This is a genomic window from Ruegeria sp. CE8 (genome assembly GCF_056537465.1).
Genome location: NZ_JBQFRP010000009.1, coordinates 126,365 through 142,837, shown reverse-complemented (window position 1 = coordinate 142,837; position 16,473 = coordinate 126,365). Strand labels below are relative to the sequence as shown.

Sequence of the window (16,473 nt, the reverse complement as noted above, 5' to 3'; positions counted from 1 at the left end):
CCCTCAGCCCCCCTGCATCGGCGCAACGATTTCAACCCGATCACCGGCATTGAGCGCATGGGCAATGCGCCGGCCAGAAGGCACAAAGTCCTCGTTTACCGCCGTGGCAACACGGCCCGAAAGCCCGCATTCCTGCAAAAGCTCGGCAAGGGTTTCGGCGCGCACCTCTCGCGGTTCGCCGTTAAGCACGATCTTCATCGACCATCTCCGAATGTTTGTTATCCAACGCCAGATCAGCCACCCCCTGCGCCAGCGCGGGGGCCAGAAGGTAGCCGTGGCGATAAAGGCCGTTGGCATAGATTGTTCGTCCTAACCGCCGGATACGCGGCAGGTTGTCTGGAAAGGCCGGGCGCAGATCGACGCCGATTTCCAACACTTCGGCTTCACCAAAGGCGGGGTTCAACGCGTAGGCGGCGCTGAGCAGCTCCAGCATCGAACGCGCGGTGATGCGGCTGCTATCCTCGGATTCGATCATCGTTGCGCCCAGCATGTAGACGCCATCCCCGCGCGGCACGATATAGAGCGGCATGCGCGGGTGCAGCAAACGAACGGGTCGGGTCAGGGTCACGTCCCGGCACCGGATCACCAGCATTTCACCTTTGACCCCGCGCAGGTCGTGTAGGTATTCGCGCGCATGCAGACCACGGCAATCAATGGCGTTTTCCAACTGCATCGGCGCGAGCTTTTGGTGGAACTCGACTCCTTGATCCCAAAGCTGGCGAGACAAGTCCTGCAATGCCAGACGTGGGTCCAGATGGGCCTCGTCGCTGAAGAACAGGCCCTTGCTGAAATTGTTGAGATCAGGCTCTAATGACGTGATTTTTGCTCCGTTGACCTCAGAAAAGGCTTCGGTCCTTCGGGCGAAGCGGCGCAGATCGGGCAGATCGCGCGGGCTTGCGACGACCAGCGTACCGCGCCTGTGAACCTGCGTCCGCGAGGCCCACCAGTCAATCGCCGCCTGTCCAAGGCGCAGGACAGGTTCCTCGGCATTTTCGTATTCGCACCAGGGTGCGAGCATACCGCCCGCCCACCATGAACACCCATGCGGGCCAGGTGAGCCGCCGGGGTCAAACACCTGCACCTTGGCCCCGCGTGAAACAAGCTCGGACGCGACCGCCAATCCGGCCACACCGGCCCCTATGACCGACCAGACCGTCACGCGGGCCAGACCTGATGGAAATGATGTACTGGTCCGTATCCCTGTCCGATATTCAGACCGTCAGCCTGTGTGATGGCACCTTGCAGGTAGCCGTGCGCCTGAGCCACGGCGTCGGTCAGTGAAAGACCCTTGGCCAACCCGGCCGCAATCGACGAGGACAAAGTGCAGCCCGTTCCGTGGGTGTTATGGGTCTGTTGGCGCTGGGCCGTGAACTCTCCGGTCACACCTTGGGTTGTAACAAGAAGATCGTGGCAAATATCGCCAGTACCGTGACCACCTTTCATCAGAACTGCGTCTGCGCCCATCTCGCACAGGTCATGTCCCTGTGCGACCATCTCATCCAGGGTGGCCGCCGGCGCAACGCCCAGTAAACAAGCAGCTTCGGGCAAGTTGGGCGTCAGAACGGTCGCGCGGGGCAGCAACACATCGCGCAGGGTTTGTACGGCCTCTTCGACCAGTAGCGCATCGCCGGATTTTGCGATCATGACCGGATCCAGAACAACCGGCCCGGAAAAACCCTCGATACTGTCGGCGACGCTGTGGATGATCTCTGGTGTCGCCAGCATGCCGATCTTGATCGCGCCAACATCAAGGTCGGTCAGAACAGCGTCGATCTGGGCAGCAATGATATCCAATGGAATACCATGCACAGCAGTCACAGCCCTGGTATTCTGGGCCGTCACTGCGGTGATCACACTGGCCCCGTAAACCCCAAGCGCCGACATCGCCTTTAGATCGGCCTGAATTCCGGCCCCGCCGCCGCTGTCAGATCCTGCGATTGTTAAAGCAATAGGTGCCATGTCGTTGCTCCGGTTCATAATGGGCAACGGGCATGGAAAACGTCTAAGCACTGTGAGACCGTTCCCTACGCCGGTATTGCCCGGATCAGGTTCGATGGGTTAGCGCATTGACGCCTCTCAGCCCTCGGACAGGGCACCCCAACGGTTTGAGCGGACAATCTCAGGGGTTGCCTGGGGAATCAAGGGCCAATTTCGTGTGTTTCGAAGGCCAAACTGGACTCAAAAAAGGCCAGTCCCTTGGGACCGGCCTTTTGTGCGTAGATTATCGAGGCTGCTAGCCTTTCATGCCGTCCCAGAAGGATTTGACGGACGAAAAAAAGCTATTTGATTCCGGGTGGTTATCTTCACCCAGATCGTCGAATTCTTTCAGCAGTTCCTTCTGGCGGCTGGTCAGGTTAACCGGGGTTTCAACCGCCAACTCGATGAACATGTCACCGACACCGCCGCCGCGCAGGGCAGGCATTCCCTTGCCACGCAGGCGCATCTGGCGACCGGATTGGCTGCCAGCCGGGATTTGCACGCGACCGCGGCCACCGTCGATGGTGGGCACTTCGATCGAGCCACCCAGCGCAGCCTTGGCCATACTGACCGGTACGCGGCAATATAGGTTCACGCTGTCACGCTCGAACAGCTTGTGGTCCGAAACTTCGACGAAGATGTACAGATCGCCCGGAGGGCCACCGCGCATCCCGGCCTCACCCTCGCCCGCAAGACGGATACGGGTGCCGGTTTCGACACCGGCCGGGATGTTGACCGACAGCGCGCGTTCTTTTTCGACGCGCCCCGCGCCACCGCAGGATTTACAGGGGTTCTTGATGATCTGTCCCAGACCCGAACAGGTCGGACACGACCGTTCGACGGTGAAAAACCCTTGTTGCGCGCGCACCTTACCCATGCCGGAACAGGTCGGGCAGGTTGTGGGCTCGACCCCGCTTTCTGCGCCCGAGCCGTCACAGGCCGAACAGGCCACAGCGGCAGGAACGGTGATCGTTTTCTGCAGACCCGAGAACGCCTCTTCCAGCGTTACGCGCAGGTTATAGCGCAGGTCCGATCCGCGCGCAGCACGACGACCACCGCCAGCGCCACCGCGTTGACCGCCCATGAAGTCGCCGAACAGATCGTCAAAAACATCCGAGAAGGCGCTGGAAAAATCACCCTGACCAAATCCGCCACCGGGACGGCCACCGCCGCCCATGCCGTTTTCGAATGCGGCATGGCCAAAGCGGTCATACGCGGCCTTTTTATCGGCATCGCGCAGAACGTCATAGGCTTCGTTTGCTTCCTTGAACTGCGCCTCGGAATCGGGGTTGTCCTTGTTGCGGTCGGGATGCAACTCTTTGGCTTTCTTTCGAAAACCCTTCTTGATCTCGTCCGCTGATGCGCCCTTGGACACGCCGAGCACATCATAGTAGTCGCGTTTTGACATCAGTTTTTCCTTCTGCCTCAACGTAATCGGGCCGGCCCGGCAACCGGACCGGCCCGAATTGGCCCGGTTACCCGTTACTTACGCTTGTCGTCGTCAAGATCTTCAAACTCGGCGTCGACAATGTCGTCATCACCAGCCGGAGCAGCGTCTGCCGCCGCAGGCTCGTCTTCGGCCTCTTCGGACTGCGCTTTGTAGATCGCTTCACCCAGCTTCATCGCAGCTTCGGTGACGTTCTGAATGCCCGACTTGATTTTGTCGGCATTTTCGGTTTCCAGCTCGTCCTTCAGCGCGGCGATCGCCAGCTCGATGGCTTCGATTGTGGTCGGGTCGACCTTGTCGGCATGCTCTTCCATCGACTTCTCGGTCGAGTGGATGAGGCTTTCCGCCTGGTTCTTGGCGTCGACCAGTTCGCGGCGTTCCTTGTCGGCTTCCGCGTTCTCTTCGGCGTCCTTGACCATCTTTTCGATGTCGTCATCCGACAGACCGCCAGAAGCCTGGATGGTGATCTTCTGCTCTTTGCCAGTGCCTTTGTCCTTGGCCGAAACCGAGACAATGCCGTTGGCGTCGATATCAAAAGTTACCTCGATCTGAGGCATGCCGCGCGGTGCCGGCGGGATATCTTCAAGGTTGAACTGACCCAGGATCTTGTTGTCCGCGGCCATTTCACGCTCACCCTGGAACACGCGGATGGTTACGGCGTTCTGGTTGTCTTCAGCGGTCGAGAAGACCTGAGACTTCTTGGTCGGGATCGTGGTGTTGCGGTCGATCAGACGGGTAAACACGCCACCCAGCGTTTCGATGCCCAGCGACAGCGGGGTTACGTCCAGCAGAACCACGTCTTTAACGTCGCCCTGCAGAACACCGGCCTGAATGGCGGCACCCATGGCAACGACTTCGTCCGGGTTCACACCTTTGTGCGGCTCTTTGCCGAAGAACTTGGTGACCTCTTCGATCACTTTCGGCATCCGGGTCATACCACCGACCAGAACAACTTCGTCCACATCAGCAGCCGACAGCCCCGCATCTTTCAATGCAGCGGCACAGGGCTTCATCGACTTCTTGATCAGGTCGCCAACCAGCGATTCCAGCTTGGCACGCGTCAGCTTCATAACCATGTGCAGCGGCTGACCATTGGCGCCCATCGAGATGAACGGCTGGTTGATTTCGGTCTGCGAGGTCGAGGACAGTTCGATCTTGGCTTTTTCAGCGGCTTCTTTCAGACGCTGCAGGGCCATCTTGTCGGCAGACAGATCGACACCGTGTTCCTTTTTGAACTCGTCCGCCAGGTAGTTGACGATGCGCATGTCAAAGTCTTCACCACCCAGGAAGGTGTCGCCGTTGGTCGACTTAACCTCGAACAGGCCGTCGTCGATTTCCAGAATGGTCACGTCGAAGGTACCGCCACCAAGGTCATAAACCGCGATGGTTTGGGTTTCTTGCTTGTCCAGACCATAGGCCAGCGCGGCAGCAGTCGGCTCGTTGATGATCCGCAGCACTTCCAGACCGGCGATTTTACCAGCGTCCTTGGTGGCCTGACGCTGTGCGTCGTTGAAGTAGGCCGGAACGGTGATAACCGCTTGCGTGACTTCCTCACCCAGATAGCTCTCGGCGGTTTCCTTCATCTTGCCCAGAGTGAAGGCCGAGATCTGGCTTGGGGAGTACTTTTCACCGCGAGCCTCAACCCACGCGTCACCGTTTCCGCCATCAACGATGGCGTACGGCACCATTTTCTTGTCTTTTTCGACTTCTGCATCATCCACGCGTCGACCGATCAGACGCTTGACGCCAAAGATGGTGTTGTCGGGGTTGGTGACCGCCTGACGTTTTGCAGGCTGACCGACCAGTCGCTCATCTTCAGTGAAGGCGACGATCGAGGGCGTGGTCCGCGCCCCTTCTGCGTTTTCGATGACCTTCGGCTGCGAGCCGTCCATGATGGCCACACACGAGTTGGTGGTCCCGAGGTCAATACCGATTACTTTTCCCATATGTTCAATCCCTTTCTCTTCAAGGCGATGTCCCGAGGTCCGGACCCGTTATGGCATCTGGCCCCGATCTGTTTTGCGCAACAGCCCTACACCATCGCGCGTCCCGGCGTATATAAGGGCGAGACGAAAAGCCTGCAAGCGGTGTAAAAGGCAGGTTTTCGGGAATCTGTGGCCTTTTTTGGCAAGGTTTTGGCAAGGATTGGGGAATCTTGTATGACGCGGCTGCTCTTGCGCGGTTTTGATATCAGAAAAGCCTATCTGGACGTTGCGGCACAAGCGCAACTGATCGAGACCTTGCGCCCGATTCTGAGATCCGCCCCTTTGTTCCGTCCCGTGACGCCATCCGGCAAGGAAATGTCGGTGCGTATGACGTCGGCGGGACCACTTGGCTGGGTTACCGACAAAGCCGGGTACCGGTACCAGGCACAACATCCAAAGGGGATGGCGTGGCCCTCGATCCCGGATCCCATTCTGGATATCTGGCGCGATCTGGCCAGCACCGAGCAGGCTCCCGATTGCTGTCTGATCAATTACTACGGCGAAGGCGCGCGAATGGGCCTGCATCAGGACAAGGACGAAGCCGACTTTTCGTGGCCGGTGCTGTCGATATCACTGGGCGACGACGCGCTTTTCCGCATCGGTAACACGTCCCGCGGCGGCAAGACGGAATCCATTTGGCTGAACTCAGGGGACATCGTGGTTATGGGCGGCCCTGCCCGCCTGACTTATCATGGCGTGGACCGTATCCGGTTCGGGTCTTCAAAACTGCTGCCAAAAGGCGGACGGATCAACCTGACCCTGCGCGTGGCCAGTTAACGGCGCGCGCCCCAACTGGCCGAAACATGTTGCCGGGTGTAGAAAATGCCCAAAAGACCGATCATCAACAGCGCCACACCGACCCAGATCGCATATTCCCAACTGGTGTTGCGCGGGAAATAGTTTCGAAAGACAAAACCGCGGCACTGGTCGATCACGTGAAACAACGGGTTCCAAGCGAAAAAACTCAGCATGAATCCACCCAGCGCGTTCGCGACAACCATTTTACCCGAGAAGATCATGTTCAGGCGTCTGTAAACGGTGCTGAGAATAGAGGAAGTACTGGGAAACCATGGCTTGATTGCCATGAAAATAACGCCGACGGCGCAGCCCGTAAACCAAGCCAGGATCAGCATGTAGAACGCGCCGCCTGGATCCTGGATCTCCAACGGCGCAACGGCAACACTGTATCCGAACAGAATCACAAGTATGGATACGACCTGTGTGTATAGCGTGCCGAATGCGGTCGATAGAAGCGACACCATCATGTTCATGGGCGAGTGCAGCATCATTGGGTTGTTCCCGGTGCCGACACCACCGACCGAACCGACCGATTTGATATGTGTCATGAACAGAAAGACGCCGGTCAGCAGAAACAGGATGAACTCACCCCGGATTTTGGCGATCCGCGTTCCCAGCATCGACATGATCAGATAAAATACCGTCACAAGTGCGAGGATCTGAATGATGTTCATAACGATCGCCAGCACGGCATTGGAATGCCCAGATCGAATACCACGGACAACGGCGTGGAACACCAGCTCAGAAAAGGTAAATGCGCCACCTAAAAGCGTCTGATTTCGTTTAAAATAAAACACCGGCGCACTCTTTCCTGCTGAATTACCTGCAAACTGCCACGAAATTCTTGCCGTTCCGTAACCGGCACATCATAAGGCCGTCAGGGATTTCGATCAACAAACCACAGGAACGGAGCATTTTTGTGACCTATGACGCCCTTATTCCCGTAATCAGACGTCTGGCGCTTGAGGCCGGGGACACGATCATGCAGATTTACCAAGCGGATGACTTCGACATCAAAGTCAAATCCGACGCCAGCCCCGTGACCGAAGCCGACGAAGCCGCAGATGCACTGATCTCGGCCGGTCTGCGCGAGGCATTCCCCGACATCCTGCTGGTGACCGAAGAGCAGGCGGCGTCGCACTCTGAGAAGGGTGATACATTCCTGATCGTCGACCCTCTGGATGGTACCAAAGAGTTCATCAACCGGCGCGGCGATTTCACGGTGAACATCGCGCTGGTCGAAAATGGCGTCCCGACCCGCGGGGTCGTATACGCCCCTGCAAAAGGGCGCATGTTCTATACGCAGGCCGATGGACAATCGGTCGAGGAAACAGGCGCACTGGACAAGGCACATGCTGGGGATGTGACCCCCATATCAGTGTCTAAACCGGACAATTCGGCGCTTTTGATCGTCGCGTCGAAATCGCACCGGGATCAGGCGACCGAGGATTACATCAACAAGTACCAGGTGCAGGACAGCAAGAGCGCGGGCTCTTCCCTGAAATTCTGCCTGGTCGCAACCGGGGAGGCGGACCTCTATCCCCGCGTCGGGCGCACCATGGAATGGGACACGGCTGCGGGACACGCCGTTCTGGCGGGCGCGGGCGGCAGAGTTGTGCGTTTTGATGACCACACGCCGCTGACCTACGGCAAGGACGGCTATGCAAACCCGTTCTTTATCGCCTACGCTCCGGGCGTAGACTTGAAGGAGGCCTGATGTCCGTACTGATTGCCATCCCCGCCCGATACGCTTCGACCCGCTATCCTGGCAAACCACTGGTTCCGCTGACCGGGGCGAATGGCAACGCCATGACCCTGATCGAACGCTCATGGCGCGCGGCTTGTTCCGTATCCGGCGTTGACCGGGTTGTTGTCGCCACGGATGACGACCGCATCCGCGAAGTATCCGAGGGATTCGGCGCAGAGGTCGTGATGACATCCGAAGCCTGCGGCAATGGCACAGAGCGCTGCGCCGAAGCACACGAAGTTCTGGGCACGGGTTATGAGATTGTCGTGAACCTGCAGGGCGACGCGCCGCTGACACCGCACTGGTTTGTCGAGGACCTGATCGCAGGGCTGCGCGCAGCCCCCGAAGCCGGAGTGGCCACGCCTGTTCTGCGCTGCGACGGCGACGCGTTGAACAGCTTGCTGAATGACCGCAAACATGGGCGCGTCGGCGGCACCACGGCCGTATTCGCGGCCGACCACAGTGCAATGTACTTCTCGAAAGAGGTTGTCCCCTTCACCAATCAGGCCTTTGTGGGTGATGAGGCGACGCCTGTGTTTCACCATGTCGGCGTATACGCCTATCGCCCCGATGCTCTTGCCGCCTACCCCACATGGCCCGTTGGACCGCTCGAGCAGCTCGAAGGGCTGGAACAGCTTCGGTTCATGGAAAACGGCCGCAAGGTCTTGTGCGTAGAGGTCGAGGCAAAAGGTCGCCAGTTCTGGGAGTTGAACAATCCTCAAGATGTACCGAAGCTGGAAGAGATGATGGCAGCGATGGGGTTGGATTAACCAATATTCCCCATGAACTTCGATCGCGCCTGCGGCTAGTTGGGCGCCGTACTGAAATTTGGAAAGCAATATGACAAACATTCTCGTAACCGGCGGCGCCGGGTACATCGGATCTCATGCTTGTAAAACATTGTCCCAGGCCGGATACACGCCAGTAACCTTTGACAACCTTGTCACCGGTTGGCAGGACGCGGTAAAATTCGGGCCGTTCGAACAAGGCGATCTGCTGGATCGGACGCGGCTGGACGAGGTTTTTGCCAAGTATGAACCTGCAGCAGTGATGCATTTTGCAGCCCTCAGCCAAGTCGGCGAGGCAATGTCCGAGCCCGGAAGATACTGGTCCAACAACGTGACCGGTTCCCTGAACCTGATCGAAGCCGCCGTGGCCGCCGGGTGTCTAAATTTCGTCTTTTCCTCCACCTGCGCCACCTATGGCGATCATGACAATGTCGTGTTGGACGAGGACACGCCGCAGATGCCGCTGAACGCATATGGCGCCTCAAAACGCGCGATCGAAGACATCCTGCGCGATTTTCAGGCGTCACACGGGCTGAACCATGTGATTTTCCGGTACTTCAACGTTGCAGGCGCCGACCCGGATGGTGACGTGGGTGAGTTCCACCGCCCGGAAACACACCTTGTGCCGCTGATGCTGGACGCAATCGACGGAAAGCGCGACGGGCTAACCGTGTTCGGCACGGACTATGACACGCCCGATGGGACCTGCATCCGCGATTATGTGCATGTCTGCGATCTAATCGATGCCCATGTGCTGGGGCTGAACTGGCTGGAGCAGGAAAAGGGCAGCCGCGTGTTCAACCTGGGCACCGGGTCCGGTTTTTCGGTGATGGAGGTGATCAACCACTCCAAAGCAGTCACCAACCGCGATGTGCCCTACTCGATCGGGCCACGTCGCGCAGGCGATTGCACCAAGCTGGTCTCTGGTTCTGTCCGCGCCGGTCAAGAGCTGGGCTGGACGCCAAAAAGGTCAACATTAGAGACCATGATTGCCGACGCATGGCGCTGGCATCAGAACGGTCACTACGAAAAATGAGATCTGCGTGACCGGTACCAGCGAAGATACGCTTCCGCCCATTGGATGGGTGCAAAAGTACCGGTTACGGCTGAAACGGCGACGGTTGTTGTGGCGGTCATTTCGCAGCCGCCATCAACTGTCTTGTCTTGCCGACCGCACGTCAGAAACCGGTCCCGGCGACGTTCTGGCTTTTACCACCCTGCGAAACGAGGTCGATCGCTTGCACTGGTACTTCAGCCACTATCGCGCGCTGGGGGTCGACCACTTTCTGATTGTTGATAACGGCAGCGATGACGGGTCGGTTGACTATTTGGCAGAACAACCAGACGTGTCTCTGTGGCAGACCCATGACAGCTACCGTGCATCGCGCTATGGGCTGGATTGGCTGACATGGCTGCAAATGCGTTACGGGCATGGCCACTGGACCCTGATGGTGGATGCGGACGAACTGCTGATCTACCCCGACCATGATACCCGATCCCTGCACGATCTGACCAAATGGCTGGACAGTCAGGGGCGTGTCGAATTCGGAGCGCTGATGCTGGACCTTTATCCCAAAGGGCCACTGGGTTCTCAGAGTTATGACCCCGAGACCAACCCGACCGCGGTGGCAAGCTGGTTCGATACCGGCCCCTACCGCACGCAACGGCAAGCCCCTTTGGGCAACCTTTGGGTGCAGGGAGGCGCCCGCGAGCGGATGTTCTTTGCGGATAGCCCACGCCACTCCCCGACGCTGAATAAGATCCCGCTGGTCCGGTGGTCGAAGCGCTATGCCTATGTTAACTCATGCCATTCCGCATTGCCGCGCCGATTGAACGCTGCCTATGGCGGCCCCGGCGACCCGTCACCATCGGGCGTTCTGCTACATACGAAATTTTTGCCCGAAGTTATTGAAAAATCGAGGGTGGAAAAAGAGCGGCGCCAGCACTTTCACGACCCGGATCAATTCACGGCGTACTACGATGAAATCATCAATTGCCCGGTCATGTGGACACCGGAATCCGAAAAGTACACGGACTGGCGGCAATTGCAGCAGCTGGGCCTGATGGGCGAAATCAACTGGGAAAACCACAACTCGAACTAACTATATTTAAAGCCGTTGCTTCGAAAGATGCAAAAATGGCATAAAACGGCAATTATCCGGCACCACTCTGGCTTGTTCAGACACCGGGTATGCTCGCGTAGGTAAAAAGGTTGGGCAGTCGCGTGGGCCTATTGGATTCATATCGGATGAGATTGCGGCGCAAGCGCCGTGTTCTTCGATGCCTGCGAAAACGGCGCGAATTGAAACCGGTTTCCGTGAAAACCAACGCAATACAACGCCGCGATGTCCTGTTGGTCTGCGTTATGCGGAACGAGAAAATCCGTCTCTCGTATTTTCTGGACTACTACCGCAAGCTGGGTATCAATCATTTTCTGTTTGTCGACAATGCAAGCGACGACGGCTCGCTTGAGTATCTGGCGGATCAACCCGATGTCTCGGTCTGGCGGGCCGATGCAAGCTACAAGCGCGCCTCTTTTGGGGTCGACTGGTCGAACTACCTGCTTCGCAAATATGCCCACCGTCACTGGGTCCTTACCGTCGATCCCGACGAGTTTTTTATCTACCCCTTCTGCGACACACGGCCTATCCGCGCATTGACTGATTGGCTGGATGGGTGCGCGGTGCGCAGCTTCAGCGCGATGCTGATCGACATGTATCCCGAAGGTCCCGTTGCAGACGCTACCTATACCGAGGGGCAGAACCCATTCGAAATCGCCAACTGGTTTGATGCCGGCAACTACACGATCACCAAAAATCCAACTTACGGAAACCTCTGGATTCAAGGCGGACCGCGTGCACGGGTGTTTTTCAGGGACACTCCGCGCAAAGCACCGGCATTGAACAAGATCCCCTTGGTGAAATGGGACAGGCGCTATGTCTATGTCAGTTCGACCCATTCTCTTCTGCCGCGAGGGTTGAACCAAGTTTATGATGAATGGGGTGGCGAAAAGACCAGCGGTGCCCTGCTCCACGCCAAGCTCATCAGCACGTTGAGCGAAAAGGCAAGCGAGGAATTGCAGCGTAGGCAACACTACCGCGGCTCGGGCGAGTATCGCGCCTATGCGGAACATCTCGTGGAAAATCCGGTGTTTTGGTGCGACAAGTCCGAGGCATACATCAATTGGCGACAGCTTGAAATTCTGGGCCTCATGTCGAAAGGAAACTGGGCATGAGCAGCCTGGGCGTCGTCATGCTGGTCCATACCGCGCTGAACCGGGCCGGGCAGGTCGCGCGCCATTGGACGGCTTCGGGGTGTCCGGTGGTGATCCACGTGGATCAAAAAGTGTCGAAAAAGGTGTACACGGAATTCGTGGCAGCATGTTCGGATGATCCGCTGATCCGGTTTTCGCACCGTCATGTCTGTGACTGGGGCGGCTGGGGAATCGTCGCGGCCTCACAATCTGCGGCCGAGCTGATGCTTAAGTCCTTTCCCGATGTGCGCCATGTTTTCCTGTCTTCTGGCGCCTGCCTGCCTTTGCGACCGCTGGATGAGTTGATCAACTACCTCTTGGATCGGCCGCGTGTTGATTTCATCGAAAGCGCCACAACCGCCGATGTCAGCTGGACCATTGGCGGGTTGGATCAGGAACGGTTTACCCTGCGGTTTCCTTTTTCGTGGCGCAAGAACCGCAAGCTGTTCGACGCCTATGTGAAACTGCAACGCGCCTTGCGCATACGCCGCCGCATTCCCGAAGGGCTGGTGCCGCATATGGGCAGCCAGTGGTGGTGCCTGAGCCGCCAAACCCTTTCTGCCATCTTGCAGGACCCAAGGCGCAAGACTTATGATCGATACTTCCGACGAGTCTGGATTCCCGATGAAAGCTATTTCCAGACGCTGGCCCGTCTATACTCTACCCATATCGAAAGCCGGTCGCTGACTCTGTCGAAATTCGATTATCAGGGTCGCCCGCATATCTTCTATGACGACCACCTGCAGTTGCTGCGCCGGTCCGACTGTTTCGTGGCCCGTAAAGTCTGGCCCCAAGCAGATCGCCTGTATCAGGCCTTTCTGACCGACCAGGCCGGCGCTATGAAGCCTGCCGAACCCAACCCCAGCAAGATTGACCGGGTCTTTTCCAAAGCGGTTGAGCGACGAACGCGCGGCCGCGATGGTCTGTATATGCAAAGTCGTTTTCCCCGTCACGGGAACGAAAACGGTCTGACATCTGCCACGTATTCGGTTTTTCAGGGTTTTACTGAGTTGTTCGAAGATTTCGAACACTGGCTGGCAAACGTTACGGGCACGCGTGTTCATGGACATCTTTTTGGCCCGGAGCGCGCCGAATTCGCCGGGGGTGAAACTGTCACCAATGGCGGCCTCAGCGATTGCGCAAAACTCCGGGACTATAATCCAACCGCGTTTATTTCGAACCTGATCTGGAACACGCGAGGCGAGCAGCAGTGTTTTCAGTTCGGCCCCGCAGACACGCAGGAGATCAACTGGTTTCTTGCACGGGACAAGAATGCGCAGATCTCGGTCATTACCGGAGCCTGGGCGATTCCGCTGTTTCAGTCGAACACGAACTTCGCCGATATAAGGGCCGAGGCCGCCCGGCTTCAGCAGATCGAAACAAAGCAGCTGGATATTTTATCGTCCGTCTGGACCAAAGCGCGTGTTCGAACATGGACTTTGGCCGATTTCGTCGAATCCCCGATCGAGCCATTGCTAACCGTCGCGGAAGAAACCGGCACAGCCCACCACAGCCACCTGACCGAAGCGCCCAAGATGGTCGATCTATCCGGGTTCGGTCAGTTCCTGCAAAACCTCAAAAACCAGGGTATGCACCCTTATCTCATGGGTGACTTTCCGACGGATGACGCGTTTGCAAACCGGGTCCGACCGTACCGAAAACCCTATCTGGTGCAGTAACCCTTTATGACGCCTAAATTCGACTATTTCATCATTCTTGCAGCCATGCGGACCGGGTCCAACCTGCTTGAGGAGAACCTGAACGCAATCGAAGGTGTCACCGGCCATGGTGAGGCGTTCAACCCGCATTTCATCGGACGGCTCAAATCCGATACCTTGCTGGGCATCTCGCTGGATGAACGTGATCGCGACCCCGCTGCCTTGCTGAAGGCGATCCGTCAGGCACCGGGTGAGCTGAACGGATTTCGTTTCTTTCAGGGGCACGATCCGCGCGTGTTAGAGCCTGCTTTGGACGATCCGCGCTGCGCCAAGATCATTCTGACCCGCAACCCGCTGGACAGTTACGTCTCGCTCAAAATCGCGCGGGAAACCAAGCAATGGCAATTGAAAAACATAAAGCGCCGCCGCGAGGCACAGGTCGCGTTCGATGCCGAAGATTTCGTGAAGTACCTGAACCGGCAGCAAGAGTTCCATCTAACTCTGTCGCAGCGCTTGCAGAAAAGCGGTCAGTCGCCTTTTTTCATCGCCTATGACGATCTGACCCGATTGGACATCTTGAACGGTCTGGCCTCTTGGCTGGGCGTGTCCGGCAGGCTTTCCGCGATTGACGACACGTTGAAGCCGCAGAACCCGGAGCCGGCCTTGTCGAAAGTGACGAACCCGGACGAGATGGAGCAGGCACTGTCTCAGATCGACAGCTTCAATCTGCACAGTACCCCGAATTTCGAACCTCGCCGTCGTCCGGTTGTCGCGAATTACGTTGCCGCACCAAAGACTCCGCTCATGTATCTTCCGGTGCGCGGGGGCTTGGAAGAATCTGTGACAAGCTGGATGGCTGCGCTGGATGCGGTCGACGCCCAGGGCCTGATCACCAACCAGAACAGAAAGCAGACCCGTCAGTGGTTAATGTCCAACTCGGGACACAGAAAATTCACCGTGTTACGACACCCATTGGCGCGCGCGCACCACGCGTTTTGCGCGCATATCCTGAACACCGGGCCTGGCGCCTACCTGAAAATTCGGAACTTTCTGCGTAACCGTCTGAAAATTCCGATTCCGGGGCAATTGCGTCAGGGCAATTATCCTGTGGAACAGCATTACGAGGCGTTTTCCGCGTTCCTGACCTTCCTGCGTCAGAACCTTGCCATGCAAACCTCCGTGCGTGTGGATGGGTCCTGGTGCAGCCAGGCACAGATACTTGAGGGGATATCAACCTTCGCCCTGCCCGATCTGATCCTGAGGGAAGAGGAGAGCTTTACCGCCCTGCCCGATCTGGCCCGCCGGATGGGGCACGAAGCGCCGCCAAAGCCGGTCGTCAGCGAGCCAGACATCCCGTTCACATTGGGCGACATCTACGACGAGAAACTGGAAACGCTGGCAGCTGAAGCGTACCAGCGTGACTACATGCAATTCGGATTCGGAAACTGGAAGCCGCTTACGGACGCAGAGTGATCAGCGTGCCTTTGTTGACCATCGCATAGATTTCTTCCATTTCGTCGTTTTTGACGGCGATGCAGCCTGCAGTCCAATCTGCGGTCTTTTTCGCGCGCTTCCGCTCGGACCGTTTCTTGGGTTGGCCGTGTATGAAAATGTCACCGCCGGGATCGACACCCGCCGCCTTGGCCTGCGCGATATCCTGAGAGTTCGGGTATGAAATCCCAAGCGACAGGTGATAGCGGCTGTTGGGGTTGCGCCGGTCGATCAGGTAACTGCCCTCGGGCGTGCGCCCGTCGCCACGTTTGGTCTTGGTGCCATTCGGGGCAAATCCAAGATCAACCTTGTACTCCTTAAGGACATGTTCGTTGTGCAGAAGATAAAGCTTCCGCGCGCCCTTGTTGATGACCAAAGAGGTCACCTCGGGTCCATCATATGCCAGAAATCTGGGGCCTGCTGATGCACAAGCTGAGAGGCTCAGCGTTGCCATTGCGCCCAATCCGAATGCTCGACGATCCATGTTCACTGCCTGCTGCTCTTTTTTTCGGTATTATGCCAGAAAACGTGAAAACTGAAATCACTTTTTGATGTGCGACTGCTCAAGCAGGCGGCGCTCGATAGACTCCAACCGCTCCAACACCTCATCGCGATAGGCGTCTGTTCTGACTTCATCCTCGGCGTGATGCGCGTCCTGCATGGAGTTCACGATCAGACCCACCAGAAGGTTCACAACCGCAAAGGTCGTGACCATGATAAAGGGGACAAAGAACAGCCAGGCGTAGGGATAGATCTCCATCACTGGGCGTACGATGCCCATCGACCAGCTTTCCAGCGTCATGATCTGGAACAGCGTATAGGCCGACAATCCCAGATCGCCGAACCAATCCGGAAAGGATTGCGAGAACAGTTTGGTCGAGATCACCGCACCGATATAGAACAGGATTGCCATCAGTAAGAACACACTGGCCATACCCGGCAGGGCCGAGATGAATCCTTCGACCACGCGGCGCAGACGCGGCGCCACCGAGATGACGCGCAAAACCCGCAAGATTCGTAACGCCCGCAGAACCGATAGCGCACCGGCGCTGGGAACAAGGGCGACTCCGACGATGACAAAATCAAAAACATTCCACCCGCTAGTGAAGAATCTGCGCCCGGTGGCAATCAGCTTCATCGCGATTTCTGCTACAAAGATGGCGAGACACAGCTTGTCGAGAAACACAATAGCGGGACCCGCGATTTCCATCAGCGTCGGCGATGTCTCCATACCCAACAGAACCGCATTGAACATGATCACACCGGTGATGAATTTCCCGAACATCGGGGCTTCGATAATGGGTAGCAAGCGCTGGGCGATCACCATTC

16 protein-coding genes and 1 riboswitch are annotated in these 16,473 nt (G+C 57.5%); of the genes, 8 read left to right on the top strand and 8 right to left on the bottom strand.

Going from position 1 to position 16,473, the window contains the following annotated elements:
• Nucleotides 1-3 precede the first annotated feature (3 nt).
• From thiS to dnaK, 5 genes are all read right to left on the bottom strand, one after another.
• Entirely contained in the window at nucleotides 4-198 is a 195-nt protein-coding gene (thiS, locus tag ACR0AA_RS15450) for a sulfur carrier protein ThiS (RefSeq protein ID WP_480665299.1), read from the bottom strand.
• A complete protein-coding gene (locus ACR0AA_RS15445) occupies nucleotides 182-1,159 on the bottom strand; it encodes an FAD-dependent oxidoreductase (RefSeq protein ID WP_480665300.1) in 978 nt (325 codons plus the stop codon). Before ACR0AA_RS15445 ends, thiS begins: the two co-directional genes overlap by 17 nt.
• Entirely contained in the window at nucleotides 1,156-1,959 is an 804-nt protein-coding gene (gene thiD / locus ACR0AA_RS15440; RefSeq protein WP_480665301.1) for a bifunctional hydroxymethylpyrimidine kinase/phosphomethylpyrimidine kinase, read from the bottom strand. The genes ACR0AA_RS15445 and thiD overlap by 4 nt, the downstream gene beginning before the upstream one ends.
• A 45-nt stretch (nucleotides 1,960-2,004) precedes the next feature.
• Nucleotides 2,005-2,110, bottom strand: a riboswitch (TPP riboswitch).
• 123 nt (nucleotides 2,111-2,233) lie between these two features.
• Nucleotides 2,234-3,385 carry a molecular chaperone DnaJ gene (dnaJ, locus tag ACR0AA_RS15435; protein WP_480756375.1) on the bottom strand — a complete coding sequence of 384 codons (1,152 nt, stop codon included), beginning with the start codon at nucleotides 3,383-3,385 and terminating at the stop codon, nucleotides 2,234-2,236.
• A gap of 74 nt (nucleotides 3,386-3,459) precedes the next feature.
• Nucleotides 3,460-5,370, bottom strand: coding sequence for a molecular chaperone DnaK (dnaK, locus tag ACR0AA_RS15430; RefSeq protein WP_480665303.1), 1,911 nt, complete (start codon nucleotides 5,368-5,370; stop codon nucleotides 3,460-3,462).
• 213 nt (nucleotides 5,371-5,583) lie between these two features.
• Here dnaK and ACR0AA_RS15425 point away from each other — a divergent pair, with 213 nt between their 5' ends.
• A complete protein-coding gene (locus ACR0AA_RS15425) occupies nucleotides 5,584-6,186 on the top strand; it encodes an alpha-ketoglutarate-dependent dioxygenase AlkB family protein (protein WP_480756374.1) in 603 nt (200 codons plus the stop codon).
• Here the strand turns inward: ACR0AA_RS15425 and ACR0AA_RS15420 are convergent.
• Entirely contained in the window at nucleotides 6,183-7,004 is an 822-nt protein-coding gene (locus ACR0AA_RS15420; protein WP_480665305.1) for an ABC transporter permease, read from the bottom strand. The genes ACR0AA_RS15425 and ACR0AA_RS15420 overlap by 4 nt on opposite strands.
• 122 nt (nucleotides 7,005-7,126) lie before the next feature.
• Here ACR0AA_RS15420 and cysQ point away from each other — a divergent pair, with 122 nt between their 5' ends.
• The 7 genes from cysQ to ACR0AA_RS15385 all read left to right on the top strand — a co-directional run bounded on the left by cysQ (nucleotide 7,127) and on the right by ACR0AA_RS15385 (nucleotide 15,126).
• Entirely contained in the window at nucleotides 7,127-7,924 is a 798-nt protein-coding gene (gene cysQ / locus ACR0AA_RS15415) for a 3'(2'),5'-bisphosphate nucleotidase CysQ (RefSeq protein WP_480756373.1), read from the top strand.
• Nucleotides 7,924-8,724 (top strand): 3-deoxy-manno-octulosonate cytidylyltransferase, encoded by an 801-nt coding sequence (locus ACR0AA_RS15410; protein ID WP_480756372.1) that lies wholly within the window; start codon nucleotides 7,924-7,926, stop codon nucleotides 8,722-8,724. Before cysQ ends, ACR0AA_RS15410 begins: the two co-directional genes overlap by 1 nt.
• 70 nt (nucleotides 8,725-8,794) lie before the next feature.
• On the top strand, nucleotides 8,795-9,778 hold the full coding sequence (gene galE / locus ACR0AA_RS15405; RefSeq protein WP_480665308.1) for a UDP-glucose 4-epimerase GalE: 984 nt from the start codon (nucleotides 8,795-8,797) through the stop codon (nucleotides 9,776-9,778).
• A gap of 7 nt (nucleotides 9,779-9,785) precedes the next feature.
• Nucleotides 9,786-10,844 (top strand): glycosyltransferase family 2 protein, encoded by a 1,059-nt coding sequence (locus ACR0AA_RS15400; protein WP_480756371.1) that lies wholly within the window; start codon nucleotides 9,786-9,788, stop codon nucleotides 10,842-10,844.
• Between the two features lie 146 nt (nucleotides 10,845-10,990).
• Nucleotides 10,991-11,977 carry a glycosyltransferase family 2 protein gene (locus tag ACR0AA_RS15395; RefSeq protein WP_480665310.1) on the top strand — a complete coding sequence of 329 codons (987 nt, stop codon included), beginning with the start codon at nucleotides 10,991-10,993 and terminating at the stop codon, nucleotides 11,975-11,977.
• Nucleotides 11,974-13,674: a DUF5927 domain-containing protein gene (locus ACR0AA_RS15390; RefSeq protein ID WP_480756370.1), complete on the top strand. Its 1,701-nt coding sequence runs from the start codon at nucleotides 11,974-11,976 to the stop codon at nucleotides 13,672-13,674. The genes ACR0AA_RS15395 and ACR0AA_RS15390 overlap by 4 nt, the downstream gene beginning before the upstream one ends.
• A gap of 6 nt (nucleotides 13,675-13,680) precedes the next feature.
• Complete coding sequence (locus tag ACR0AA_RS15385) at nucleotides 13,681-15,126, top strand: nodulation protein NodH (RefSeq protein ID WP_480665312.1); 1,446 nt, start codon at nucleotides 13,681-13,683, stop codon at nucleotides 15,124-15,126.
• Here ACR0AA_RS15385 and ACR0AA_RS15380 read toward each other — a convergent pair.
• The gene (locus tag ACR0AA_RS15380) at nucleotides 15,110-15,628 is read right to left on the bottom strand and encodes a L,D-transpeptidase family protein (protein WP_480665313.1); all 519 of its coding nucleotides are present in this window, start codon (nucleotides 15,626-15,628) and stop codon (nucleotides 15,110-15,112) included. The two genes, ACR0AA_RS15385 and ACR0AA_RS15380, sit on opposite strands and share 17 nt — an antisense overlap.
• Nucleotides 15,629-15,685: 57 nt before the next feature.
• Nucleotides 15,686-16,471: an ion transporter gene (locus tag ACR0AA_RS15375; protein ID WP_480665314.1), complete on the bottom strand. Its 786-nt coding sequence runs from the start codon at nucleotides 16,469-16,471 to the stop codon at nucleotides 15,686-15,688.
• Nucleotides 16,472-16,473 lie beyond the last annotated feature (2 nt).